Source organism: Streptomyces sp. TSRI0281, assembly GCF_001905125.1.
Taxonomy (GTDB): domain Bacteria; phylum Actinomycetota; class Actinomycetes; order Streptomycetales; family Streptomycetaceae; genus Streptomyces.
The window spans coordinates 590,632-613,123 of record NZ_LWLE01000023.1; the positions used below are offsets into that span (position 1 = coordinate 590,632).

Annotated in this window: 19 protein-coding genes; 9 read left to right on the forward strand and 10 right to left on the reverse strand. The window is 70.5% G+C overall.

All coding sequences use genetic code 11. The features are described from left to right. The first annotated feature begins 268 nt into the window (after nt 1-268). Nucleotides 269-862 carry a DJ-1/PfpI family protein gene (locus A6A29_RS27610; protein WP_073723859.1) on the forward strand — a complete coding sequence of 198 codons (594 nt, stop codon included), beginning with the start codon at nt 269-271 and terminating at the stop codon, nt 860-862. Between the two features lie 209 nt (nt 863-1,071). Here the strand turns inward: A6A29_RS27610 and A6A29_RS27615 are convergent, their stop codons facing one another. Both A6A29_RS27615 and A6A29_RS27620 read right to left on the reverse strand, forming a co-directional pair. Then, nucleotides 1,072-1,743, reverse strand: a complete 672-nt coding sequence (locus A6A29_RS27615) for an HAD family hydrolase (protein WP_073723861.1) — start codon at nt 1,741-1,743, stop codon at nt 1,072-1,074. 29 nt (nt 1,744-1,772) lie between these two features. After that, nucleotides 1,773-2,279 carry a DUF6912 family protein gene (locus tag A6A29_RS27620; RefSeq protein ID WP_073723863.1) on the reverse strand — a complete coding sequence of 169 codons (507 nt, stop codon included), beginning with the start codon at nt 2,277-2,279 and terminating at the stop codon, nt 1,773-1,775. 275 nt (nt 2,280-2,554) lie between these two features. Between A6A29_RS27620 and A6A29_RS27625 the strand changes: the two genes are divergently transcribed. Then, nucleotides 2,555-2,983, forward strand: coding sequence for an Rv3235 family protein (locus A6A29_RS27625; RefSeq protein WP_073723865.1), 429 nt, complete (start codon nt 2,555-2,557; stop codon nt 2,981-2,983). Nucleotides 2,984-3,102: 119 nt separating this feature from the next. On the opposite strand, the gene secA is transcribed toward A6A29_RS27625, so the two are convergent. Beyond that, nucleotides 3,103-5,934, reverse strand: a complete 2,832-nt coding sequence (gene secA / locus A6A29_RS27630) for a preprotein translocase subunit SecA (protein WP_073723867.1) — start codon at nt 5,932-5,934, stop codon at nt 3,103-3,105. 240 nt (nt 5,935-6,174) lie between these two features. On the opposite strand from secA, the gene A6A29_RS27635 reads away from it, so the two are divergent. Beyond that, complete coding sequence (locus A6A29_RS27635) at nt 6,175-6,750, forward strand: GNAT family N-acetyltransferase (protein ID WP_073723869.1); 576 nt, start codon at nt 6,175-6,177, stop codon at nt 6,748-6,750. A 258-nt stretch (nt 6,751-7,008) separates the two neighbouring features. Then, the gene (locus A6A29_RS27640; protein WP_073723871.1) at nt 7,009-8,199 is read left to right on the forward strand and encodes a winged helix-turn-helix domain-containing protein; all 1,191 of its coding nucleotides are present in this window, start codon (nt 7,009-7,011) and stop codon (nt 8,197-8,199) included. A gap of 30 nt (nt 8,200-8,229) precedes the next feature. Here the strand turns inward: A6A29_RS27640 and A6A29_RS27645 are convergent, their stop codons facing one another. The 7 genes from A6A29_RS27645 to mtnA all read right to left on the reverse strand — a co-directional run bounded on the left by A6A29_RS27645 (nt 8,230) and on the right by mtnA (nt 16,753). Then, nucleotides 8,230-8,982 carry a response regulator gene (locus A6A29_RS27645; protein WP_073723873.1) on the reverse strand — a complete coding sequence of 251 codons (753 nt, stop codon included), beginning with the start codon at nt 8,980-8,982 and terminating at the stop codon, nt 8,230-8,232. A gap of 184 nt (nt 8,983-9,166) precedes the next feature. Beyond that, a complete protein-coding gene (gene hpf / locus A6A29_RS27650; RefSeq protein ID WP_073723875.1) occupies nt 9,167-9,856 on the reverse strand; it encodes a ribosome hibernation-promoting factor, HPF/YfiA family in 690 nt (229 codons plus the stop codon). Between the two features lie 329 nt (nt 9,857-10,185). Continuing rightward, nucleotides 10,186-10,938: a ComF family protein gene (locus A6A29_RS27655; RefSeq protein ID WP_073723877.1), complete on the reverse strand. Its 753-nt coding sequence runs from the start codon at nt 10,936-10,938 to the stop codon at nt 10,186-10,188. A gap of 79 nt (nt 10,939-11,017) precedes the next feature. Further along, complete coding sequence (locus A6A29_RS27660; RefSeq protein WP_073724005.1) at nt 11,018-12,838, reverse strand: LpqB family beta-propeller domain-containing protein; 1,821 nt, start codon at nt 12,836-12,838, stop codon at nt 11,018-11,020. A gap of 34 nt (nt 12,839-12,872) precedes the next feature. Further along, nucleotides 12,873-14,912, reverse strand: a complete 2,040-nt coding sequence (mtrB, locus tag A6A29_RS27665; RefSeq protein ID WP_073723879.1) for an MtrAB system histidine kinase MtrB — start codon at nt 14,910-14,912, stop codon at nt 12,873-12,875. A gap of 1 nt (nt 14,913) precedes the next feature. Beyond that, nucleotides 14,914-15,603 (reverse strand): two-component system response regulator MtrA, encoded by a 690-nt coding sequence (gene mtrA / locus A6A29_RS27670; protein ID WP_007448372.1) that lies wholly within the window; start codon nt 15,601-15,603, stop codon nt 14,914-14,916. A 4-nt stretch (nt 15,604-15,607) separates the two neighbouring features. Further along, nucleotides 15,608-16,753, reverse strand: a complete 1,146-nt coding sequence (gene mtnA / locus A6A29_RS27675; RefSeq protein WP_073723881.1) for an S-methyl-5-thioribose-1-phosphate isomerase — start codon at nt 16,751-16,753, stop codon at nt 15,608-15,610. Nucleotides 16,754-16,893: 140 nt separating this feature from the next. On the opposite strand from mtnA, the gene A6A29_RS27680 reads away from it, so the two are divergent. The 5 genes from A6A29_RS27680 to A6A29_RS27700 are packed head-to-tail and all read left to right on the forward strand — an operon-like array spanning nt 16,894 to nt 22,383. After that, nucleotides 16,894-18,105, forward strand: coding sequence for a DUF7544 domain-containing protein (locus tag A6A29_RS27680; protein WP_073723883.1), 1,212 nt, complete (start codon nt 16,894-16,896; stop codon nt 18,103-18,105). A gap of 4 nt (nt 18,106-18,109) precedes the next feature. Beyond that, nucleotides 18,110-18,799, forward strand: coding sequence for a DUF4129 domain-containing protein (locus A6A29_RS27685; RefSeq protein ID WP_073723885.1), 690 nt, complete (start codon nt 18,110-18,112; stop codon nt 18,797-18,799). Then, complete coding sequence (locus A6A29_RS27690; RefSeq protein WP_073723887.1) at nt 18,796-20,043, forward strand: DUF4350 domain-containing protein; 1,248 nt, start codon at nt 18,796-18,798, stop codon at nt 20,041-20,043. Before A6A29_RS27685 ends, A6A29_RS27690 begins: the two co-directional genes overlap by 4 nt. After that, nucleotides 20,040-21,059 (forward strand): AAA family ATPase, encoded by a 1,020-nt coding sequence (locus tag A6A29_RS27695; RefSeq protein WP_073723889.1) that lies wholly within the window; start codon nt 20,040-20,042, stop codon nt 21,057-21,059. The genes A6A29_RS27690 and A6A29_RS27695 overlap by 4 nt, the downstream gene beginning before the upstream one ends. A gap of 10 nt (nt 21,060-21,069) precedes the next feature. After that, the gene (locus A6A29_RS27700; RefSeq protein WP_073724007.1) at nt 21,070-22,383 is read left to right on the forward strand and encodes a DUF58 domain-containing protein; all 1,314 of its coding nucleotides are present in this window, start codon (nt 21,070-21,072) and stop codon (nt 22,381-22,383) included. The last annotated feature ends 109 nt before the right edge of the window (nt 22,384-22,492 follow it).

Below are 22,492 nucleotides of genomic sequence, written 5' to 3' on the forward strand. Positions count from 1 at the left end.
GCCCGGGTGCTGTGGCACTCCGGGCGCAGGCCGGGGGCTTCGCTGCCCCCGAGGCGTATCGCGCTGATCACGGCACCAGGCTATCTCCCTCTCACCCACAACCGTCATGGGCTGTATGTGTACAAAAGATGGCCGCGAACTTTGACACTCTGGACAGTGCGCTGCGCCCTCTTGGCGAACTCCGTGCGGCGGGGCAGGCTTGCCGGTCGTACGACGCCGGCCCTTCCGGTCCTGCGATTTTGGTCCTCCGACGCCTGGGAGCCCCGCCATGGCACAGAAGATCCTGCTCGTCACCGGCGACGCCGCCGAGTCCCTGGAGGTCCTGTACCCGTACCAACGGCTGCGCGAGGAGGGGTACGAGGTCGACATCGCGGCCCCCGAGCGCAAGACGCTGCGTTTCGTGGTGCACGACTTCGAGCCCGGTTTCGACACGTACACGGAGAAGCCCGGCTACACCTGGCCGGCCGACCTGGCCTTCTCGGAGGTCGACCCCGGCGCCTATGTGGCCCTGGTGATCCCGGGCGGCCGTGCCCCGGAATACCTCCGCAACAACACCGAGCTGCGCAAGATCGTCAGCGCCTTCTTCGACGGTGGGAGGCCGGTCGCCCAGATCTGCCACGGCCCCCTGATCACGGCCGCGGCCGGCGGACTCAGCGGCCGCAGGGTCACCGCGTACCCCGCGCTGGAACCCGACATGCAGTCCGCGGGAGCGACCTTCCAGGACGCGGAGGCGGTCGTCGACGGCACGCTCGTCTCCTCCAGGGCCTGGCCGGACCACTCGGCCTGGATGCGCGAGTTCCTGAAGGTGCTCCGCGCGACGTCGGGCGCCCCGTCGGACCCGTCGGACCCGTCGGGCGCCTGAGTCCGCCCCGGCGAGGGTCTCGGCTTCCCGCTCTCCCGCCTCCCGGCCCGTTCTCCCCTCTCCCGGCCCGCTCTCCCGCCTCCCGGCCCGCTCTCCCCTCTCCCGGCCCGCTCTCCCGCCTCCCGGCCCGGGGCCCGCACCCCCGGCCGGGAGCCGCGCCCTCGGCCGGAGAACGCCCCAGCCCGAGAACACCCCCGCCGGAGAACCCCTCAGCCCGAGAACACCTCGGCCAGCGCCACCGCTTCCGCCAGGGTGTCCACCACCGGCACGCCCGCCGCCTCCAGGTTCCCCCGGCTGTGCGATCCGCCGGTGTAGAGCACCGCACGCGCACCGACATGCGCCGCGGCCACCGCGTCGTCCACCGCGTCTCCGATGACGACCGAGTGCTCGGGGGATATCCCGTCCAGCGCGGCGAAGTGCCGCTCCATGTGCTGCGCCTTGCTGCCGCCGGACGGCCCCGTACGGCCGTCGACGCGGACGAAGCGACGCTCGATGCCGTACCCGCGCACCACGGGGACCAGCTGCTCGTGCCCGTGCATGCTCAGCAGCGACTGGCTGCGGCCCGCCAGCTGCCACTGGTCGAGGAGCTGCTCGACGCCTTCGGTGAGCCCGCAGGCGGGACGCCGCTCGGCGTAGTAGCGGTGGAAACTGCCGTCCATCCGCTCCCACTCGGCCTGCGTGGGCAGCCGGCCCATGAACCGCTCGTAGAAGCGGGGTATCGGGATGCAGTACATCTCGCGGTACTGCGCCAGCGTGATCGGCTCCAGCTCGACCTCGGCGAAGGCGGCGTTCGTCGCGTGGATGACGGCCTGGATGTCGTTGAGCAGCGTGCCGTTCCAGTCCCAGACCAGATGTGTGCGGTTCTTTCCCGGTGTCGCCATACGGAAAAAATACTCGCCGGGTACGACAGTCAGGCGATGAGGTGAGGAATCTCCTGGATGCCGAACCACAGCAGCTCGTGGTCCTCCGCACCGTCCACGGTGAACTGCGCGTCGTCGTCACCGAGGTCCGCCGCCCCCAGCGCCGCCGCGGCGGCGCTCACGTCCTTCTCAGCGTCGTCGGCGTCCACATGGACGGCCGCCGCCTTCGCCAGGGCCATGGCGGAGGCGATCCGCACCTCGCCGAGGGCCGCCCCGTCCAGGCGGTGATCGGGGTCGGCGACCGCGTCCGCGTCCGGTACGTCGACGGCGACGACGACCCGTCGGCGGGGCTCGTCGGGATTGCCGGCGATCATCCGGAGCGAGGCGGAGGCGGCCCGGTTGAGCGCGGCGTACTCCAGCTCCTCGATGTCGTCGGAGACGTACCACTCACGCAGCTGAGGCGTCACCGCGTAGGCCGTCAGCGGCCCGGGGCCGACCTCGCCCGCCCTGTGCGCCGCTGCGAGACCGGAGAGGGTCAGAGGGACGTACACGCGCATGGCAGGCCGCTTTCGTAGTCGGAAACGCCTTCAGGATACGTGGACGTCCCCTTTCGGGTCCCCGTGATCGGCCTCGACCGTCCACCGGCAGCTGCCCGTCACCCCCGTCGCATGCCTTGCGGCACAAGGCGCGTGCCACTGATAGGTGAACCCGCCACCGCGCGTACCCCTCCCCCGGGCCCCTTGCGGCGCTGACGACCGTCCCCGTAGAAGATCCCCAGCAGAAGTTACCGCCCGGTATTCGACCGGGCCCGGGTTCAACGGGGGCGATGAGTATGAGCACGGACATCAGGCGACCCACCGGTCGGCGCGACCAGCGCAGGCCCGGCACCGTACCTCCGCAGCGCACGCCGCTACGGCCCCGGCAGCCGCCCCGCCCGCACCACTGGTTCGCCGAACGCCTGCTCGCGGTCCTCAGCGGCCAGCGGCCGGTGCACTGGATGCTCGGCCACACCATCGGCGACGCCTACGACCAGCTGGCCGAGCTGGCGCCGGGCGCCCCGCTGAGGGCCGCCAGGGGCAGCCGTCCCGTGGTACGCCGCTGTCGCGGTGCCCAGCCCGCCACGGGTGTCGTCGAGGCGTTCGCGAGCATCACGGCGGGCGACCGGGTCCAGGCCATGGCCTTCCGCCTGGAACAGGGCACCGACCTCCGCTGGCGCTGCGCCGCGGTGGAACTCGGCGCGGCGAGCCAGGCCGTCCGTTGAGCGCGCCCCACGGCCTCGTCCGGACGCATCCGGGGCCGGACACCACAAGGTGCCCGGCCCCGGCCGTCCTGCGCCCGGCCCCGGTACGGATCCCCGTACCGCCGGCTCAGCGCCCCGCGCTACTTCTTGCGACGACGCCCTCCGGTGCCGCCGCCCTTCTGCGCCTTGCGTCGCTCCGCACGCGTCATCCCGTCCGCCTCGGACCGCGCGCCGTCACCGTCACCGTTGGAGAAGTCGCCCTCGACGACCCCACCCTCCCCGTCCACCGTGGGAGCGGAGAAGTGCAGCCGGTCCGGCCGCTGCGGGGCGTCCAGGCCCTTGGCCCGGATCTCCGGACGGGAGACCGCCGCGACGGGCGCGTCCGCCTTGGACAGCGAGGTCGGCTCGGCCGCGTCCTGCACCGGAACCTCTTCGACCTGCTGCTCGACCTGGACCTCCAGGTTGAACAGGTAGCCGACGGACTCCTCCTTGATGCCCTCCATCATGGCGTTGAACATGTCGAAGCCCTCGCGCTGGTACTCGACCAGCGGGTCCTTCTGCGCCATGGCCCGCAGGCCGATGCCCTCCTGGAGATAGTCCATCTCGTAGAGGTGCTCACGCCACTTGCGGTCCAGGACGGACAGCACCACGCGCCGCTCCAGCTCACGCATGATGTCGGAGCCGAGCGTCTTCTCGCGCTCCGCGTACTGGTCGTGAATGTCGTCCTTGACGGACTCGGCGATGAACTCCGCGGTGACGCCGGCCAGGTCCCCGGCGGCCTCCTCCAGCTCCACGACCGTGACCTTCACCGGGTAGAGCTGCTTGAAGGCGCCCCACAGCCGGTCGAGGTCCCACTCCTCGGCGAAGCCCTCGGCGGTCTCCTGCCGGATGTAGTCGTCGATCGTGTCGTCCATGAAGTGCCGGATCTGGTCCTGGAGGTCCTCGCCCTCCAGGACACGACGGCGCTCACCGTAGATGACCTCGCGCTGCCGGTTGAGCACCTCGTCGTACTTCAGGACGTTCTTGCGCGTCTCGAAGTTCTGCTGCTCGACCTGCGACTGGGCCGACGCGATGGCCCGGGTGACCATCTTGTTCTCGATCGGCACATCGTCGGGCACATTGGCCATCGACATGACGCGCTCGACCATCTGGGCCTTGAACAGGCGCATCAGGTCATCGCCCAGCGACAGGTAGAAACGGGACTCGCCCGGGTCGCCCTGACGGCCGGAACGACCGCGCAGCTGGTTGTCGATACGGCGCGACTCGTGCCGCTCGGTGCCCAGCACGTACAGCCCGCCGAGGTCCTTGACCTCTTCGAACTCGGCCTTCACGGCCTGCTCGGCCTTCTCCATCGCGGCGGGCAGCGCGGCCGCCCACTCCTCGACGTGGTCGACCGGGTCGAGACCGCGCTGACGCAGCTCCGCCTCGGCGAGGTCGTCCGGGTTGCCGCCGAGCTTGATGTCGGTGCCTCGGCCGGCCATGTTCGTGGCGACGGTGACCGCGCCCTTGCGGCCGGCCTGGGCGACGATCGTCGCCTCCCGGTCGTGCTGCTTGGCGTTGAGGACCTCGTGCTGGACGCCCCGCTTGGAGAGCTGCTGCGAGAGGTACTCGGACTTCTCGACCGAGGTGGTGCCGACCAGGATCGGCTGGCCCTTCTCGTGCTTCTCGGCGATGTCGTCGACGACCGCGGCGAACTTCGCGACCTCGGTGCGGTAGATCAGGTCCGACTGGTCGGCGCGGACCATCGGCCGGTTCGTCGGGATCGGCACGACGCCCAGCTTGTAGATCTGGTGGAACTCGGCGGCCTCGGTCATCGCCGTACCGGTCATGCCGGAGAGCTTGCCGTAGAGGCGGAAGAAGTTCTGCAGGGTGATCGTGGCGAGGGTCTGGTTCTCGTCCTTGATGTCCACCCCTTCCTTCGCCTCGATCGCCTGGTGCATGCCCTCGTTGTAGCGGCGGCCGGCGAGGATACGGCCGGTGTGCTCGTCGACGATCATGACTTCGCCGTCGATGACGACGTAGTCCTTGTCCTTCTTGAAGAGTTCCTTGGCCTTGATGGCGTTGTTGAGGTACCCCACGAGCGGCGTGTTCACCGACTCGTAGAGGTTCTCGATGCCGAGCCAGTCCTCGACCTTCGCCACACCGGGCTCATGGATGGCGACGGTGCGCTTCTTCTCGTCGACCTCGTAGTCGCCGGTCTCCTCAAGCCCCTTCAGCGGGTTGCCCGCCTCACCGCGGGTGAGACGCGTGACCAGCTTGGCGAAGTCGCCGTACCACTTGGTGGCCTGGTCGGCGGGGCCGGAGATGATCAGCGGCGTACGGGCCTCGTCGACGAGGATCGAGTCGACCTCGTCGACGATCGCGAAGTTGTGGCCGCGCTGGACGAGCTCGTCCTGGGACCACGCCATGTTGTCGCGGAGGTAGTCGAAGCCGAACTCGTTGTTCGTGCCGTACGTGATGTCGCAGGCGTACTGCTCACGGCGCTGCGCCGGGGTCATGTTGGCGATGATGCAGCCGACCTCCAGGCCGAGGAACTTGTGCACCCGGCCCATCATCTCGGAGTCGCGCTCGGCCAAGTAGTCGTTGACCGTGATCAGGTGCACGCCCTTGCCGGAGAGCGCGTTGAGATACGCGGGCAGGGTGCCGACGAGGGTCTTGCCCTCACCGGTCTTCATCTCGGCCACGTAGCCGAGGTGCAGGGCTGCGCCGCCCATCATCTGGACGTCGTAATGGCGCTGTCCGAGGGCACGCTTGGCGGCCTCACGGACCGTCGCGAAGGCTTCGGGAAGCAGGTCGTCCAGGCTCTCGCCGTCCGCGTACCGTTCCTTGTACTCGTCGGTGAGCGCCCGCAGCTCGGCGTCGGAGAGGTTGACGAAGTCCTCTTCGATGGAGCTGACCTGGTCCGCGATGCGGTGCAGTTTGCGCAGGATCTTGCCTTCGCCTGCACGCATGAGCTTGTTGAAGACGGACACTGAGGCTGGTCTCCTTGCCGGTCGGGCCTGGCACTGGGTCGTGTAATGGACTCTGGCGCGGGCACGGCAGGTGGGCCCCACCGCAACGGCCATCGTAAGCGAGGACCCCACCGCGTCGGGAGGGCTGCCGCCGCGTTGACCTCGCAGCGCCCTTCCAGGACAACGGCCGGAAGGCACGGAAGGTGCCGGGAAGCCCCAAAAGTGCTCGCATCACACGTGCCGACTGACCAGAATCCTTCCATGGAGCCGATCACTCTCACCACGGAACGTCTGCTGCTGCGCCCCTTCGGCCGCGCGGACACGGACGGGGTGTACACCGCGTGCCAGGACCCGGACATCCAGCGCTGGACGGTCATCCCCTCCCCGTACCGGCACACGGACGCGGAACTGTTCACCGGAACGCTCTCGCCGGCCGGCTGGCGGGACGACTCGATGTACAACTTCGCGCTGGTCCGCAAGGACAGCGGGCTGCTCATCGGCGCGCTCGGCATCGACCGCCGCAGCCTGCCGGGCACGTACGAGGTGGGCTTCTGGATGGCCAGGGAGCACCGCGGTCTCGGTTACGTGACCGAGGCGGTGCTCGGCTCGGCCCGCTGGGCGTTCACCTCGCTCGCGGCGGAGCGGCTGGAGTGGCGGGCCGAGGTCGGCAACGTCGCCTCGCGCGCGACCGCGCTGCGGGCCGGGTTCCGGCTGGAGGGCGCGCAGCGCTCGGCGCTCCTGAACAAGGGGGTACGGCGCGACGCCTGGATCGCCGCGCTGCTGCCGTGCGACCTGGGGCTTCCCGGCGCCCACCCCTATCTGCCCACGAACCGCTGACCGACGGAAGGCCCGGAACCGCCGGGAAACACGGGCCACCCGCCCGTCCGCCCGGAACCCGGGCGGTCCCCCCACGGAACATCCACCGGACCCGCACTCCCGCGTTCCCATCGGACCCGCAGACTCCGTCCCCACCGGACCGCACTCCCCGTCCCAGCCGGAACCGCAGACTCCGTTCTCGCCGGAACTCAGACTCCGCTCCTGCCGGAACCCCGGATCCCGCCGTGGGTGTCAGTGCCGCCCTCTAGGGTTCGACGCATGACGCCCGTGCCGCCGCCCCCCGCAGTCGAACTCTCCGCCGACCAGGCCCGCCGGATCGCGCTGCGCGCCCAGGGGTTCCTCGGGGCCCCGGACCGCCGGGCCGGGGTGCCGGGCGTGCTGCGCCACCTCGGGGCCGTCCAGCTGGACACGATCTCGGTCCTGGCCCGCTCCCACGAGCTCATCCCGTACGCCCGTCTCGGCGCCGTCGGCCGGCGCACGGTGGAGGAGGCGTACTGGTCGGGCGGCCGCGCCTTCGAGTACTGGTCGCACGCCGCCTGCATCCTGCCGGTCGAGGAGTGGCCGCACTTCGCGTTCCGCCGCCGTGCCTACCGCTCCCGTCCGCACTGGCACCACGACCTGCCCGACGGGGTGTACGACACGGTGATCAAGCAGCTGCGCGCCGAAGGCCCGCTGACGGCGACCGAGCTGGGCGGCGCGAAGAACGGCGGCGAGTGGTGGGACTGGTCGGCGTCGAAGGTCGCGGTCGAGCGGGCGCTGATGTACGGCGAGGTGGTGTGCACCGAGCGGCGCGGCTGGAAGCGGGTCTACGACCTCGCCGAGCGGGCGATCCCGGACGCCCTGCTCCACGACGACCTGACCGATACGGAGTGCCGCCGCCGCCTGGTCGCTCTGGCGGGCCGGTCGCTGGGCGTCGGCACCCGGGCCGACATCGCGGACTACCACCGGCTCAAGGGTGAGGAGTTCGACGCCGTGGTGGCGGACTCCGGGCTGGTGCCGGTGTCGGTGGAGGGCTGGGCGAAGCCCGCCTGGGCGGACCCGGAGGCGCTGGCATCGGAGCCGCGCGGACGGCACCGGACGACGCTGTTGTCGCCGTTCGACTCCCTGGTCTGGGAGCGGGCCCGTACGGAGCGGATCTTCGGTTTCACGCACCGGCTGGAGGCGTACGTCCCCAAGCCCAAGCGCGTCCACGGCTACTTCGCGATGCCGCTGCTGGCGGGCGGGAAGCTGCAGGGCCGGGTCGACCCGGCCCGCGACGGCGACACACTGATCGCCCGGCAGGTGTCCCTGATGAGCCGCAAGGCCGTGGTGCCGATGGCCGAAGCCCTGGTGGAGGCGTCGGCATGGGTCGGCTGCACGACCGTCCGGCTGGACCGCGTCGACGCCCCGGAGCTGCGTGAACCGCTGATGGCGGAAATCGGCCAGGCGTTCTCGCGGGCATTCCGCTGACGCCGACGGCCGGGAAGATCCCGGGACTTCCTACCTGATCTCCAGGATCTTCTCCCGCATGGCATAGACCACGGCTTCCATCCGGGAGTGCAGCTGCAACTTCTCCAGAATGTTGCGGACGTGGTTCTTCACCGTGTTCTCGGAAATGAACAGCTCCTTGGCGATATCCCGGTTGTTCATCCCCGTCGCCACGAGTTTCAGGACTTCGAGTTCACGCTCGGTGAGCCGGGGAGCCGGGACGAGCCTGCGTTCGTCGGTGCGCTGGATCATCGACTTGAACTCGGTGAGGAGCTTGGACGCCATGGACGGGCTGATCTGGGACTGCCCGTCGGCCACCGCGCGGATCGCCGTGGCCACCTCGTCGGTCGAGATCTCCTTGAGGAGATATCCGGTGGCGCCCGCCTTGATCGCGTCGTAGAGGTCGGCCTCCTCATCACTGATCGTCAGCATGATGATCTTCGCGCTGGGCGCCACCTCCTTGATGGAGGTGCACGCCTCGATGCCGCCGCGTTTGGGCATCCGCACATCCATCAGCACGATGTCCGGCAGCAGGTCCGCCGCCTTGTCGACGGCCTCCGCCCCGTCACCGGCCTCGCCGACGACCTGGATGTCCTCCTCGTGCGCGAGGACGATCTCAAGGCCCCTGCGGAAGAGCGCGTGGTCATCGACCACGAGGACCCTGATGGGCTCCCTGCCGGACCCGCCGCCCGTGTCCGCACCGGTATGCGCACCGGTGTCGTCGGAATCACTCGCATCGCGTACGGGCCCGAAGGTGTTCGCCATCGTTCCTCCCCCTGAAAGCCACGGCCTGAAGTCACAAACGGTCCGCCAACGGCAGTTCACGGAACACCGATTGGCTTGGGACGCCATGCTTTCATGCCCGGACGTCGGCGCGGTGATCCTGTGGTCGCACACGGGTGCCCCTGGGGGCGCACAGACGCTCCAGGGGCACCGCGGAAGGGTGGCGTCAGCCGCCGAGCGCGCCGCCCGCGCCACCGGCCTCATCGGCGGCGAGCGGGTCGGTCCTCAGGTGAATGACACCGTAGTCGTAGGCGTGTCGCCGGTAGACGACGCTGGGTTCCTTGCTCTCCGAGTCGACGAACAGATAGAAGTCATGCCCGACCAGCTCCATCTCGTAGAGCGCCTGATCGAGCGTCATCGGTGCGGCGACGTGCGTCTTCTCGCGCATCACCAGCGGTCCCTCGCCCTGAACCTCTAGCGAACCGATCCTGGTGGTGGGTACGGGCGTCGCCGTCTCGTCGGCGACGAGTTCGCCGTCGCCGTTGAACGACGCGGCTCCCGGCACCACCTCGCCGACCTCGGCCGCAGACAGCCGGCCGCTGCCACGACGGCTGTTGCGCTTGTCGTGCTGCTTGCGCAGCCGCGCCTCCAGCTTGCCGGTGGCCAGGTCAAGCGCTGCGTAAGGGTCGCCCGCCGCTGCTTCCGCCCGGATGACCGGCCCCCGGGAGCGGAGCGTGATCTCCACCCGGTCGGAACGGTCGGCCTGACGGGGATTCGGCTCCTTGGACACCTCGACGTCGAGGCTGATCACCTTGCCGTCGAACTTCTGGATCTTGTCCAGCTTCAGCTTCTCGGCCACGTGCTTGCGGAACCGCTCGGGCACCTCGGTCTTGCGGCCCTTGACGACGATGTCCACGCAGAACTCCGTTCCCGGATCGCTCCGCCTCGACGGCGGAGCATCTCCCTTTTGCACCAGGCCCCGGTGTGCTCCGGAGCCTCGGACTCGGTGACTCGCGCCTCCTCCTCCCCCGCCGGTGAGGTCACCGCCCCACCGACTCACGTGCTTCTGAACCATCGGTGAGTTGCCTGCCCGAAACCTGGTGGTGCATTCCTTGAGATCTGGCATTAACCATTCCTCACAACCGAACATAGCCTGCCCACCACGATGTCGGCACCCGCTACTCGTCCGTACCTCCGGTCAGGGGCATTTACCCACTCACTACCTGCAACGATGCAAGATTCCTTTCAGTTCCGGTTTATTTCGAAGGCGAGCGGAGAAGCTGAGACAACCGCTGCTTGGCGCGCCCCTGAACCCCTGTTCTCCCGCGCTTCTCCGGCCGCGGTTCCGGCTGCCGTACCGGGTGCGGATCCGACCGCCCGAGCCGCCTCGGCGAGCGATGCCCCCGTCGTCATGAGGTCGTCCACCAGCACCACCCGGCCGCCCGCCAGAAGCCGCCCGGCACCGGCCACCACCTCCAGCGCGCCCGCGAGGTTCACCTGCCGCTGCCGCGCCCCGAGCCCCGCCTGATCGGCCACCGGACGCCGCTGCCGCAGCACCGCGAGCACCCGCGCGGGTGTCCCCGTACGCCGCAGTTCCCCGGCCGCCGCCAGCGCGATCCGGCGCACCGGATCATGACCGCGCGCCCCGGTGGACCGCCGCGCCGACGGTACGGGCACCAGCAGTAGGGGACCCCCGTCGCCCAGCCGGCCCGCCCCGGCCCTCACAGCACCCGCCAGAGCCCCTCCGAGTGCCCCGGCGAGCCCGAGTGCACCTCGCTCCTTGTGGGCCAGCAGCACCGCGCGTACCGCGTTCTCGTACGGGGCCGCCGCATGCACCGCGGGCAGCCCGCGAGGCTCGGGCGAGGGCCGCACCCGGCACGGCCGCGCGTCGAGCAGCGCCGCCCCGCAGTCCCCGCACAGCTCGGTACGGGGCCTGCCGCAGCCACCGCAGGCCACCGGCAGGACCAGGCCGGTGATCTCCCGCCACCACTCCCGCATGAGCCCACTGTGCCCGGCGCCCGGAGACCGGACCACCCCTGTGGACAACGCAGCCTCGGGCGAGGGGGCTGTGGACAACTCAGCCGGGGTAGACGAGCGACATGCCTCCCTTGAGCACCGTCTGCCAGTTGTCGCCGGGCGACAGCTTCACGATCCCGTCGCCCTCGGTCTCCGCCATCAGCGGAAGCAGCTCGTCGTCCGCCGCCGCGACCGCCTGAACCTGGTTCACCCCGGGCAGCACGCCCGAGGACGGCGTGGAGCCGTCCGCCTGTACGTAACGCACCTGCTGGACACCGCCGTCCTCCTTGCCGACCACCACGAGACGGCTGCGGCCCGACCAGGAGATCGCCGTCACATCCGTGAGCTGCGGTGCGGCCTGCCGCAGGTCCTCGACCGAGACCTTCGGCGCCGACGCGGGCCCGTGCCGTTCGATCCGGCCGATCTTCAGTGTCGACCGCCCGTCCTTCGACAGCAGCAGAGCGATCCGGACGCCGTCCGCCGACATCCGCAGCTCCTCGATCCGCCCGCCGTCCAGGCTCGGGACCGTCACCTCCTGCGGCTTGCCCTCGCCCTTCGCCAGCCGCAGCAGCCTCCGGCTGTCGGGATCGCGGTCGGCGACCCACAGATCGCCCCGGCCGTCCCAGCTGGGCCGCGACAGCCGGTCCTCGGCCTTCCTGCCCCTGCTGGTCACCGCCGGGCCGGCCAGTTCGCCGTCCGCGACCGTGGAGGCCACGTACAGGTTCTGGTGGTTCCCCGAGACCGCGGCGGCGTGCTGCTCGTCACGGGCCACCCCGACGGCGCTCATCACCACGGCCCCGGTCCCCAGCGGGCCGGTCACCGGCTCGGGGTCACCGCTGCCCTTGGTGTTCCCGGGTATCCGCAGGACCCGTCCCTTGTCATCGATGAAGTACTGGCTGTCGGGCGCACCGGACCCGTTGTCGGAGGCGAACTCCTCCGCCTCGTCCGCGCCCAGGGAGCACAGCCTGCCCCGGCCGCTCTCCAGTTCCACCTGCTCGACCCGCGCCGACGTCAGGTCCCGCAGGGTGAAGAGCACCTGTGCGGCCATCATGCGGCAGGCGCCCTGACCGACCTTGTCGGCCTTCTGGTTGAGCGGCACCTTCAGGACGTTCTGGTCGTCGGGCGCCAGCGACGTGACGTCCTTCCGCAGCGCCGTACCGGCGGGGAAGCGGGAGTCGACCACCGGACGCAGCCAGTTCGTCGGCCCGGCCAGAAGGGTCCGGACCGTCTGGGTCGCCGTGTCCATCCGGGTGACGGGATCGGTCCGGTTCCGTACGTACACCGGGTCGGCGACCATCGTGGACTGCCCGTTCGTCCGGCCGGAGGCGAAGTAGTACTTGTTCACGGACCGGTAGAGCCGCTTGAAGTCGGACTGGCCCAGCACCAGGCCGTCCGGCACGATGTCGATGCGCCACTCGCGCTTGCCGTCCGCCCCGTTCTCCCGGACGAGGTGCAGGGTCTGGGAGTAGTCGGTGGGCGCGAGCGGCTGGTAGGAGCTCTGCTCGTCGACCGCCGCGACCTTCTCACCGGTCAGCCGGTAGGAGGTCTCCGTGCTCCGGCGCTCCTTGTCGTGGAGCGAGGGGCCGTTCCGGTTGGGTGCCTTGGCGAGCACCGTGGTGCCCTCGCTCGGCTTCCAGGTACGGGCCGCTTCCTCGGTCAGATACTTACGGGTCGTCCGGAAGTCCGGATCGTCGCTGGTCATCGACTCCAGGAACCCGTCGACCACCTCACTGGGAGCCGCGCCCTCCCGCGGGGCCACCGCGTACACCTGCACCTGGGAATCGCCCGGCTGCGACGCGTCGACGGCCTTGACGTCCCCGGAGACCGGCATCGATCCGCACCCGGCCAGCACCACGATGCCGCAGCCGAGCAGCGCGGACATCCGCACCGCGCGCCCCTGGCCGCCCTGACGACGGTCACTGCCCACGAGTCGTGTCCTCCTGGTCGGGATCCTGCGCTTCGGTTTCGGCACCGCCGCCCGGACGCTCCCCGGCCGGGCGCGCCACGACGCGTGCGCCGCTGCCGGGCAGCGCGGCCGGATGGACGGAGACCGGAGCCCGGCGTGCGGCCACGGGGGCGCGCGCCGGCGCGGGCAGCGATGGGCGTTCCGTCGAACCGGGCTGGCTCGGTACGGACACCCGCCGGTGTTCGCTTCCGGTCACCGGCGCCGCCTCCGCGCGCTCCCGGCTTTCCCGGTTGCGCCGCGAGTCCTCCGGCTCCAGCGGTATCGGCGAACCGCGCAGCGGCTCGTCCGCCGTGCGCGGCAGGGTCAGCCGGAACTGCGAGCCGCCGCCCGGCTCGCCCCATGCCTGCAGCCAGCCTCCGTGCAGCCGGGCGTCCTCGACCGCGATCGACAGCCCCAGACCGGTACCGCCGGTCGTACGGGCCCGCGCCGGATCGGCCCGCCAGAACCGGTTGAAGACCCGGGTCGCCTCGCCGGGCTTGAGCCCCACGCCGTAGTCCCGGACCGCCACGGCCACGGCGCCCTGGGCCACGCCCATCCGCACCACGACATCCCGGCCCTCACCGTGCTCGACGGCGTTGACCACGAGATTGCGCAGTACGCGCTCGACGCGCCGGGCGTCGGCCTCCGCGATCACCGGCTGCTCGTCACCGACGACCCTGATCCGGGTGCCCTTGCGCTCGGCGAGCGGTTCGGCGCCGCCGATGACCCGGCGTACGACCGCCCGCACATCTATCGGCTCGGCCTCCAGCGCCGCCGCGCCCGCGTCGAACCGGCTGATCTCCAGCAGGTCGGCGAGCAGTGACTCGAAGCGGTCGAGCTGGTCCCCGAGCAACTCGGCGGAGCGCGCCGTCACGGGGTCGAAGTCCGCGCGCGCCTCGTGGATGACGTCGGCGGCCATGCGCACGGTCGTCAGCGGGGTCCTCAGTTCGTGCGAGACGTCCGAGACGAACCGCCGCTGCATCCTGGAGAGCTCCTCCAGCTGCTGGATCTTCAGCTGGAGGTTCTGCGCCATCTTGTTGAAGGCCTCACCGAGCCGGGCGATGTCGTCCTCGCCGGTGACCTTCATCCGTTCCTGGAGGCGGCCGGCGGAGAGCCGCTCGACGATACCGGCCGCCATCCGTACCGGCGTGACGACCTGCCGCACCACGAACCAGGCGATGGCTCCGAGCAGCACGACCACGAACAGTCCCGCGGTCGCCAGGGTCGTCTTGACCAGCGCCAGCGACTTCTCCTCCTGCGCCAGCGGGAAGAGGTAGTACAGCTCGTACGGATGGTGGTCGACGTCGTAGAGCCGCTTGCCGACGACGAGTCCGGGCTGCGGATCCTTTTCGTACGAATAGCGGATCTCGGAGTACGTCTGGAACGCGCCGGGCCCCTCGTCCACGGCCTTGCGCAGGCGCTCCGGCACGCTGGATGCCTCCACGCTGCCCGAACCGCGCGGCGCACGGCTGGTCGCGCCCTCGGTCACGGAGTCCGCGCTGAGGGCCATCACGTTGAAGGCGTTCTTGCCGCCGCTGGCGAGCTGGTCGACGAGCTCGGTGCGCCAGGAGGTGTTGGCGGTCATGCCGTCGGCGCCGTCGTCGCCCTGCCCGCCCGGGGTCAGGGGAGCGTTCGCCTTCTCCTGGGCCGCGGCGAAACCACCGGCGGCCTGGGTCTGGGCGGCCTTGGCCTTCGCGTCGAGCAGCCCGTTGCGCACCTGCCCGATCACGACGAAACCGAGCAGCAGCACCACCCCGAGGGACATCAACAGGGTGCCCGCGACCACGCGGAACTGGAGGTTGCGCCGCCACAGCCGCACGGCGGGCAGCAGCGGACGCCGCATCCACCGCATCAGCAGCCGGGGGACGGGCCCGCCGGGCGCCCGGTCCTTGAACAACCGGGCGCCCCGCGGGAAACGGCCCGACCAGGAACTCTTCCGTCCCGGACCGGCAGCCCGCCCCGCACGGACTCCCGGCTCCCCGGGCTTCGGAGCAGCGCTGCCTCGGGTCATGTCAGCTCGGTCCGGCCTTGTAACCGACGCCTCGGACGGTCACGACGATCTCCGGCCGCTCCGGGTCCTTCTCGACCTTGGAGCGGAGACGCTGGACATGCACATTCACCAGACGGGTGTCGGCGGCGTGACGGTAACCCCAGACCTGTTCCAGCAGGACCTCACGGGTGAAGACCTGCCACGGCTTGCGGGCGAGCGCGACCAGCAGGTCGAACTCCAGCGGGGTGAGGGCGATGGACTGCCCTTCCCGCTTCACCGAGTGACCGGCCACGTCGATGACCAGGTCACCGATGGTCAGCTGTTCCGGCGCGGGCTCTTCGGAACGCCGCAGACGTGCCCTGATCCGGGCAACCAACTCCTTCGGTTTGAACGGCTTGACGATGTAGTCGTCGGCCCCGGATTCCAGGCCCACCACCACATCGACGGTGTCGCTCTTGGCAGTGAGCATGACGATCGGCACACCGGACTCGGCCCTGATCAGCCTGCAGACCTCGATGCCGTCCCGTCCGGGCAGCATGAGATCCAGCAGAACCAGGTCCGGTTTGGCCTCACGAAATGCAGCAAGTGCCTTGTCGCCGTCCGCTACGAACGACGGCTCGAAACCTTCTCCACGCAGCACAATCCCGAGCATCTCGGCCAGTGCGGTGTCGTCGTCGACGACAAGGACGCGTCCCTTCATAATCGACATCATCCCATTAGCTAATCGTTACCTGCGATGACCTGGCACACAGCTCTGCCAGTCCGACCCCCGTGACCGGGGAAATTACGCCCTCCTCCGTGACGATCGCCGTGATCAATTCCGGCGGCGTGATGTCGAATGCCGGGTTGTACGCCACGGTTCCCAGGGGTGCCAGGACCACGCCACCCCCTCCTCCGTCGACCGACACGGTCCGGGAAGATGTGACCTCCGTCACTTCTCTCCCGGAACGCTGCTCGACGATGATCGATGTGCCGTCCACGGTGTCCAGATCCACGGTCGTGGTCGGAGCCACCACGATGAACGGCACATGGTGATACTTCGCGAGCACCGCCAGCGGATAGCTCCCCACCTTGTTGGCCACCGATCCGTCGGCCGCGATGCGGTCCGCCCCGATGAGTACGGCATCCACCTCCCCCGCGGCAAACAGCGAACCCGCCGCGTTGTCCGTAAGCAAGCTGTACGCCATCCCGTGGCGCGCCGCCTCGTACGCGGTCAGCCTGGCCCCCTGGAGCAGCGGGCGCGTCTCGTCCACCCAGAGCCGCCTCAGCCGGCCCTCCCGATGAGCACTCAGCACCACCGCGAACGCCGTCCCCTCACCCCCGGAGACGAGCGCCCCCGTGTTGCAATGGGTCAGCAGCCGATGCGCCCCACCCGGAAGAAGCTCTCCCAGGAGTGCCAGACCGTACCGCGCCATACGCCCGCTGGCCTCGGCGTCCTCGCGGTGCAGAGCCCGCGCCTCGGCGAGCGCCGCCGCGGCCGCCCCCTGCGGACCGGCCCCCTTCCCGACGGCCGCCCAGTACGCCCCGGCCGTACGCCGCACCCCGTAACCGAGGTTCACAGCGGTGGGCCGCGCCCGCTCCAGCATCTCCGCGGCCTCCGCCACGTCGTAGCCCCGCACGGCGGCCAGCGCCACCCCGTATCCCCCGGCGATCCCCAGGAGCGGCGCCCCCCGCACCGCCAGAGTCTGAATCGCCCGAACCAACGCGGGCACATCGGTGCACACCAGCTCGACTTCCTCGGCAGGCAGCCGCGTCTGGTCGAGGAGCACCAGAACAGCACCTTCCGGAGGCTCGTCCCAGCGGAGTACGGGAAGCGCGGGAGGCTCGATGCCCACCGGCGATTGCGCGTCCTGATCAGCCATCTGCCCAGTCTGCCCGGTGAGTCGCCCACAAATGAAGGCACGAAGGAGATACAGCGCCTGGTCCGCACGGGAGCCACGCGTGGCACGATGGCTGCCAACCTGCCGCACCGATGAGCGGACAGGACGGTGAAGGAGCCAGAATGAACGACTCTCCGGGCTGGGCGTCGCCCGGATCTGCCCCCTCCGACGGTCAGGAGACGGGTATCCCCCGGCCTTCCCCGCCCGTGGACGGAAGCGGCCCAGCAGGGCAGTGGTCCCCCGCGCAGCCGCCCCCCGGGCAGTGGTCCCCACCGAGCGGCTCGGGCAACGGCCCCGGCGCACCACCGCCCGCCCCCGGCTGGGGTGGCAGGCCCCCGGGATCCGCGTGGGGCGGACCGCCCGTCGCGGCGAAGCCCGGCGTCATCCCGCTCCGTCCGCTGAGCGTCGGTGAGATCCTCGACGGCGCCATGTCCACGATGCGCATCCACTGGCGCGCCGTCCTGGGCATCAGCCTCACCGTCTCCGTGGTCGCCCAGATCGCGGTCATCCTGATCCAGCGCTACCTCCTCCCGGAACCGGCATCCGTCGACCCGAACGCCACCGGCGCCGAAGCCCTCCGTCAGGCCACCGACTCCGCGCAGTCCACCCTGATAGCCAGCGCGCCGACCACGCTCATCACGCTGATCGCCACGCTCTTCACCACGTCGGTACTCACCGTGGTGATCAGCCGCTCCGTGCTGGGCCGCCCGGTGACCCTCTCCGACGCCTGGTCCGAAGCGCGCCCGCGGGTCCTGCGACTCCTCGGCCTCACCGTGCTGCTCGCCCTGATGAGCGCCGGGATCATGGCGGTGGGACTTCTCCCCGGCCTGCTTCTGGGCTCCGGCGCGGGAGCGGCACTCGCCTTCCTCGGCTTCGCCGCCGCATGCGTCGTGGTCCTCTGGCTGATGGTCAGCTTCACACTCGCCGCACCGGCCCTGATGCTGGAGCGGCAGACCATCCCCACCGCCCTGCGCCGGTCGGCGAAACTGGTCCGTGGCGCCTGGTGGCGCACCTTCGGCATCCTGGTACTGACCTCCCTGTTCACCGTCATCCTGGCCATGGTCATCGGCATCCCGTTCGGCATCGCCGCGCTCGCCGCCGACGGAACCGGAATCGATGACCTCCTCAACGACAGCTCCGCCGGTTTCGGCTGGCCGTTCCTCATCGTCTCGGGCGTCGGCGACGTGATCGTCTCGACGCTCACCTACCCCTTCACCGCCGGCGTGATGGCCCTCCTCTACGTGGACCAGCGCATCCGCCGGGAGGCACTCGACCTCGACCTCGCACGGGCCGCAGGCCTGCCCGGCTACGACACCGACCCCTCCAGGAGCTGATGCCGTGTCGGGGGCGGGGGGCACCACGGCGCGGCAGCACTTCATCCGGGCGGACGACATACCCGTGGACACTCCACGAATACCGGCCCGTGAAGCGGCGGAGCACGAGCTGTCCAAGCCGATGTACCACGAGAACGATCCGAACCTGCTCCAGCGCGGCCTCGACCGCTTCTGGGACTGGGTCGGCGGCCTCTTCGACGCCGCTGCCGACAGCGCACCCGGCGGCCCCGTCGGGCTCGCCGTACTCCTCCTGATCGTCCTCGGCCTGGCCGTCGCCCTGTGGTGGCGGCTGGGCACCCCGCAACGCTCCGTCCCTCCCGCCGACGCCCTCTTCGACGGCGTCGGCACACACAGCGCGGCCCAGCACCGCACCGCCGCCGAGACACACGCGGCAGCCCTCCGCTGGACCGAAGCCGTCCAGGAACGCATGCGTGCCATCGTCCGGTCCCTGGAAGAGCGCGCCCTGCTCGACCCCCGCCCCGGCCGCACCGCGGACGAGGCCGCGGCCGAAGCGGGCCGTCCACTGCCCGAGCACGCCACCCGCCTGCGAGCCGCCGCCCGGGAGTTCGACGACGTCACATACGGCGGCCGCACCGGGGACCAGCAGGCATACCTGACGCTGCGCACCCTCGATCTCGAACTCGACGACGCCAAACCCCTGCTGCCCGGCACCGCGCGAGGAGCCACCGGATGACCGCGGCCACCACCGCCTCCCCCACCTCGGCATCCCCGACCCCGCGCCAGGTCTGGAACCGCGCCCGCGGGCTGCTGCTCGGCGTCCTCATCCTCGTCATCGCCGGGATCGCCCTCGCCGCCGTGCGCTCCGGCGACCAGCACGGCGTGCTCGACCCCCGCTCCGCCGATCCCTCCGGCAGCCGTGCCACCGCCGAACTCCTCAAGGACCGCGGTATATCCGTCACCGTCGCGACCACCCTCGACGAAGCCACCACCGCGGCAGGCCCCGACACCACGCTCCTGGTCGTCCGCCCCAATCTGCTGACGCCCTCGCAGCAACGCCGCCTCCACGCCGCGGCCTCGGCCTCCGCCGGCCGCACCGTTCTGATCGCCCCCGGCCGGCCCACCATGACCGAACTGGCCCCCGGCGTACACGCCGCGTCCTCCCGCGAGGTGACCGGACGAGCACCGGCGTGCGCGCTCCCGGCCGCCCGCAGCGCCGGCAGCGTGGACATGGGTGGCATCCGCTACACGGCGGACGGCCTCGACGCCATCGCCTGCTACCCGAGCGGCGGCCTCCCCAGCCTCCTCGTCCTCAAGGAACCCCGCGACGGCGACACCGTCCTCCTCGGCTCCCCCGACTTCCTCCACAACGAGCGTCTCGCCCAACAGGGCAATGCCTCGCTCGCCCTGCAACTCCTCGGTTCCCGCCCACATCTTGTCTGGTACCTCCCCTCTCTGGCCGACCCCTCCGCCACCGAGGACGACGGACAGGCCGACAGCGGCAACGGCAACGGCAACGATGCCGGAGACGGCGACACCGGGAGCGAGAGCAGCTTCCTCGACCTGATCCCCTCCGGCTGGAGCTGGGGAACACTCCAACTCACCCTCGCCGCCGTACTCGCCGCCCTCTGGCGAGCCCGCCGCCTCGGCCCCCTGGTCACCGAACGGCTCCCCGTGGCCATTCGCGCCTCCGAGTCCGCCGAAGGCCGTGCCCGCCTCTACCGCAAGGCCAACGCCCGAGACCGAGCAGCCGCCTCACTCCGATACACGGCCCGCGGCCGCATCGCCCCCTTCATCGGGGTGTCCGCCCACGATGCGCACACCCCCGCCGTTCTGCTCCCCGCTCTCTCCGCCCGCCTCACCACCGCGGGCGACGACCGCAACACCCTGCTCTTCGGCCCGGTTCCCACCGATGACGCCGCACTCGTCCTCCTCGCCGCCCAACTAGACGCCCTCGAAAGAGAGGTACGCACTTCATGAGCGCCCCGACCCCAGAGTCCGCCAGGCCCACCGAGACCGCGGAGACTCCCACGGCCCCCGCGCTCTCCGACGACGCCCGCGCATCCCTGGAAGCCCTGCGCTCCGAGATCGCCAAGGCCGTGGTCGGTCAGGACCCGGCCGTCACCGGGCTCGTCGTCGCGCTGCTCTGCCGGGGCCACGTCCTCCTCGAAGGCGTCCCCGGTGTGGCGAAGACCCTCCTGGTCCGCGCCCTGGCCGCCTCTCTCGAACTCGACACCAAGCGTGTGCAGTTCACCCCCGACCTGATGCCGAGCGACGTCACGGGCTCCCTCGTCTACGACGCCCGCACGGCAGAGTTCTCCTTCCAGCCCGGCCCGGTCTTCACCAATCTCCTGCTCGCCGACGAAATCAACCGCACCCCTCCCAAGACCCAGGCATCCCTCCTGGAAGCCATGGAGGAACGTCAGGTCACCGTCGACGGCACGCCCCGCCCACTGCCCGACCCGTTCCTGGTCGCCGCCACACAGAACCCGGTCGAGTACGAGGGCACGTATCCGCTCCCCGAGGCCCAACTCGACCGCTTCCTGCTCAAGCTGACGGTGCCTCTGCCGTCGAGAGAGGACGAGATCAATGTCCTCACCCGCCATGCCGACGGCTTCAACCCGAGTGACCTGAAGTCAGCGGGCATACGCCCTGTCGCAGGCCCCGCCGACCTGGAAGCCGCACGCTCGGCCGTCTCCAGGACCACGATCTCCCCGGAGATCGTCGGCTATGTCGTAGATATCTGTCGTGCCACCCGTGAATCCCCCTCACTCGCCCTCGGCGTCTCCCCCCGAGGCGCCACCGCACTGCTCTCCACCGCTCGGGCCTGGGCCTGGCTGACCGGACGGGACTACGTCATCCCGGACGATGTAAAGGCCCTGGCTCTCCCCACACTCCGTCATCGCATTCACCTGCGGCCCGAAGCGGAGATGGAGGGGGTCACCCCCGACTCCGTCATCACCTCGGTGCTCGCCCACGTCCCCGTACCCCGATGAGGCGATGACCATGGCCCTCACCGGTCGAACCGCGCTGCTGGCCGCACTGGGGTCACTCCCTGTAGGCATCCTGGCCCCCAGCTGGACAGGGATGCTCGCGGTCAACGCACCGCTGTCTCTAGCAATTCTGTGCGACTACGCCCTGGCAGCGCCAGTGCGAACGCTTCGATTCACCCGATCCGGTGACACATCCGTTCGACTCGGTGACGCCGCGGACGTGCAACTCACCGTAACCAACACCTCCCGTCGGCGCCTGCGGGCCCAGCTCCGTGACGCCTGGCCGCCCAGCAGCTGGCCCACGGGCACGGAACCCTCGGCGTCCCGCCACACGTTCACGGCCCCCGCCGGTGAACGACGCCGTCTCAGCACCTTCCTCCGCCCGACCCGACGCGGTGACCGCACGGCCGAGCGCGTCACGGTCCGCTCGTACGGTCCGCTGGGTCTCGCGGCACGTCAGGGCTACCACGAGGTTCCCTGGACGGTCCGTGTGCTGCCTCCGTTCACCAGCCGCAAGCACCTGCCCTCCCGGCTCGCCCGGCTCCGCGAACTCGACGGCCGCACCAGCGTTCTCACGCGCGGCGAAGGCACAGAGTTCGACAGCCTCAGGGCCTATGTGCCGGGCGACGACACTCGCTCGATCGACTGGCGGGCCACGGCACGCCAGTCCGCCGTCGCGGTTCGCACATGGCGCCCCGAGCGGGACCGCCACATCCTCATCGTCCTCGACACGGGCAGGACATCGGCGGGCCGGGTCGGGGACATCCCTCGCCTCGATGCCGCGATGGACGCGACCCTGCTTCTCACCGCTCTCGCCACCCGTGCGGGCGATCGCGTGAACGTGCTCGCCTACGACCGCCGCGTCCGCGCCCGGGTCCAAGGCCGCACGAACACGGGCGATGTCCTCGCCTCGGTGGTCAACGCCCTGGCTCCCCTGGAACCGGAACTCGTCGAGACGGACGCCCGTGGCCTCAGCAGCGCCGCCCTGGCCGCCGCCCCCCAGCGCTCCCTGATCGTCATCCTCACGACCCTCGACGCCGCCCCCATCGAAGAGGGGCTCCTACCGGTGCTCCCTCAGCTCACCCGGCGCCACACGGTTCTGGTGGCCGCGGTCGCCGACCCGCGCATCGAAACCATGGCGCAGGCCCGGGGCACAGTGGACGCGGTGTACGAAGCTGCTGCCGGCGCACAGGCCCAGGCCGAGAGGCACCGCACGGCGGACCAGCTGCGACGCCACGGCGTCACCGTCGTCGACGCCACTCCCGAAACCCTCGCCCCCGCGCTGGCCGACGCCTACCTGGCGCTCAAGGCAGCCGGCCGACTCTGACCACGGCAAGGAAATAGCCCACCCGCACAGAAAGGTGCTCACCAGTACGGGTGGTGAACGCAGAAAAGCCCCGTACCTTGCGGTACGGGGCTTTCCCGGAAAAATTGTT

Bases quoted from the DNA above. Each gene is read 5' to 3' on its own strand.
- A6A29_RS27620 (WP_073723863.1), bottom strand. From the start codon at position 2,279: ATGCGCGTGTACGTCCCTCTGACCCTCTCCGGTCTCGCAGCGGCGCAC.
- mtnA (WP_073723881.1), bottom strand. From the start codon at position 16,753: ATGGCTGATCAGGACGCGCAATCGCCGGTGGGCATCGAGCCTCCCGCG.
- A6A29_RS27625 (WP_073723865.1), top strand. From the start codon at position 2,555: ATGAGCACGGACATCAGGCGACCCACCGGTCGGCGCGACCAGCGCAGG.
- A6A29_RS27635 (WP_073723869.1), top strand. From the start codon at position 6,175: ATGGAGCCGATCACTCTCACCACGGAACGTCTGCTGCTGCGCCCCTTC.
- A6A29_RS27645 (WP_073723873.1), bottom strand. From the start codon at position 8,982: ATGGCGAACACCTTCGGGCCCGTACGCGATGCGAGTGATTCCGACGAC.
- mtrA (WP_007448372.1), bottom strand. From the start codon at position 15,603: ATGATGTCGATTATGAAGGGACGCGTCCTTGTCGTCGACGACGACACC.
- A6A29_RS27690 (WP_073723887.1), top strand. From the start codon at position 18,796: ATGACCGCGGCCACCACCGCCTCCCCCACCTCGGCATCCCCGACCCCG.
- A6A29_RS27655 (WP_073723877.1), bottom strand. From the start codon at position 10,938: ATGCGGGAGTGGTGGCGGGAGATCACCGGCCTGGTCCTGCCGGTGGCC.
- A6A29_RS27610 (WP_073723859.1), top strand. From the start codon at position 269: ATGGCACAGAAGATCCTGCTCGTCACCGGCGACGCCGCCGAGTCCCTG.
- A6A29_RS27640 (WP_073723871.1), top strand. From the start codon at position 7,009: ATGACGCCCGTGCCGCCGCCCCCCGCAGTCGAACTCTCCGCCGACCAG.
- A6A29_RS27695 (WP_073723889.1), top strand. From the start codon at position 20,040: ATGAGCGCCCCGACCCCAGAGTCCGCCAGGCCCACCGAGACCGCGGAG.
- A6A29_RS27700 (WP_073724007.1), top strand. From the start codon at position 21,070: ATGGCCCTCACCGGTCGAACCGCGCTGCTGGCCGCACTGGGGTCACTC.
- A6A29_RS27660 (WP_073724005.1), bottom strand. From the start codon at position 12,838: ATGTCCGCGCTGCTCGGCTGCGGCATCGTGGTGCTGGCCGGGTGCGGA.
- A6A29_RS27680 (WP_073723883.1), top strand. From the start codon at position 16,894: ATGAACGACTCTCCGGGCTGGGCGTCGCCCGGATCTGCCCCCTCCGAC.
- A6A29_RS27615 (WP_073723861.1), bottom strand. From the start codon at position 1,743: ATGGCGACACCGGGAAAGAACCGCACACATCTGGTCTGGGACTGGAAC.
- mtrB (WP_073723879.1), bottom strand. From the start codon at position 14,912: ATGACCCGAGGCAGCGCTGCTCCGAAGCCCGGGGAGCCGGGAGTCCGT.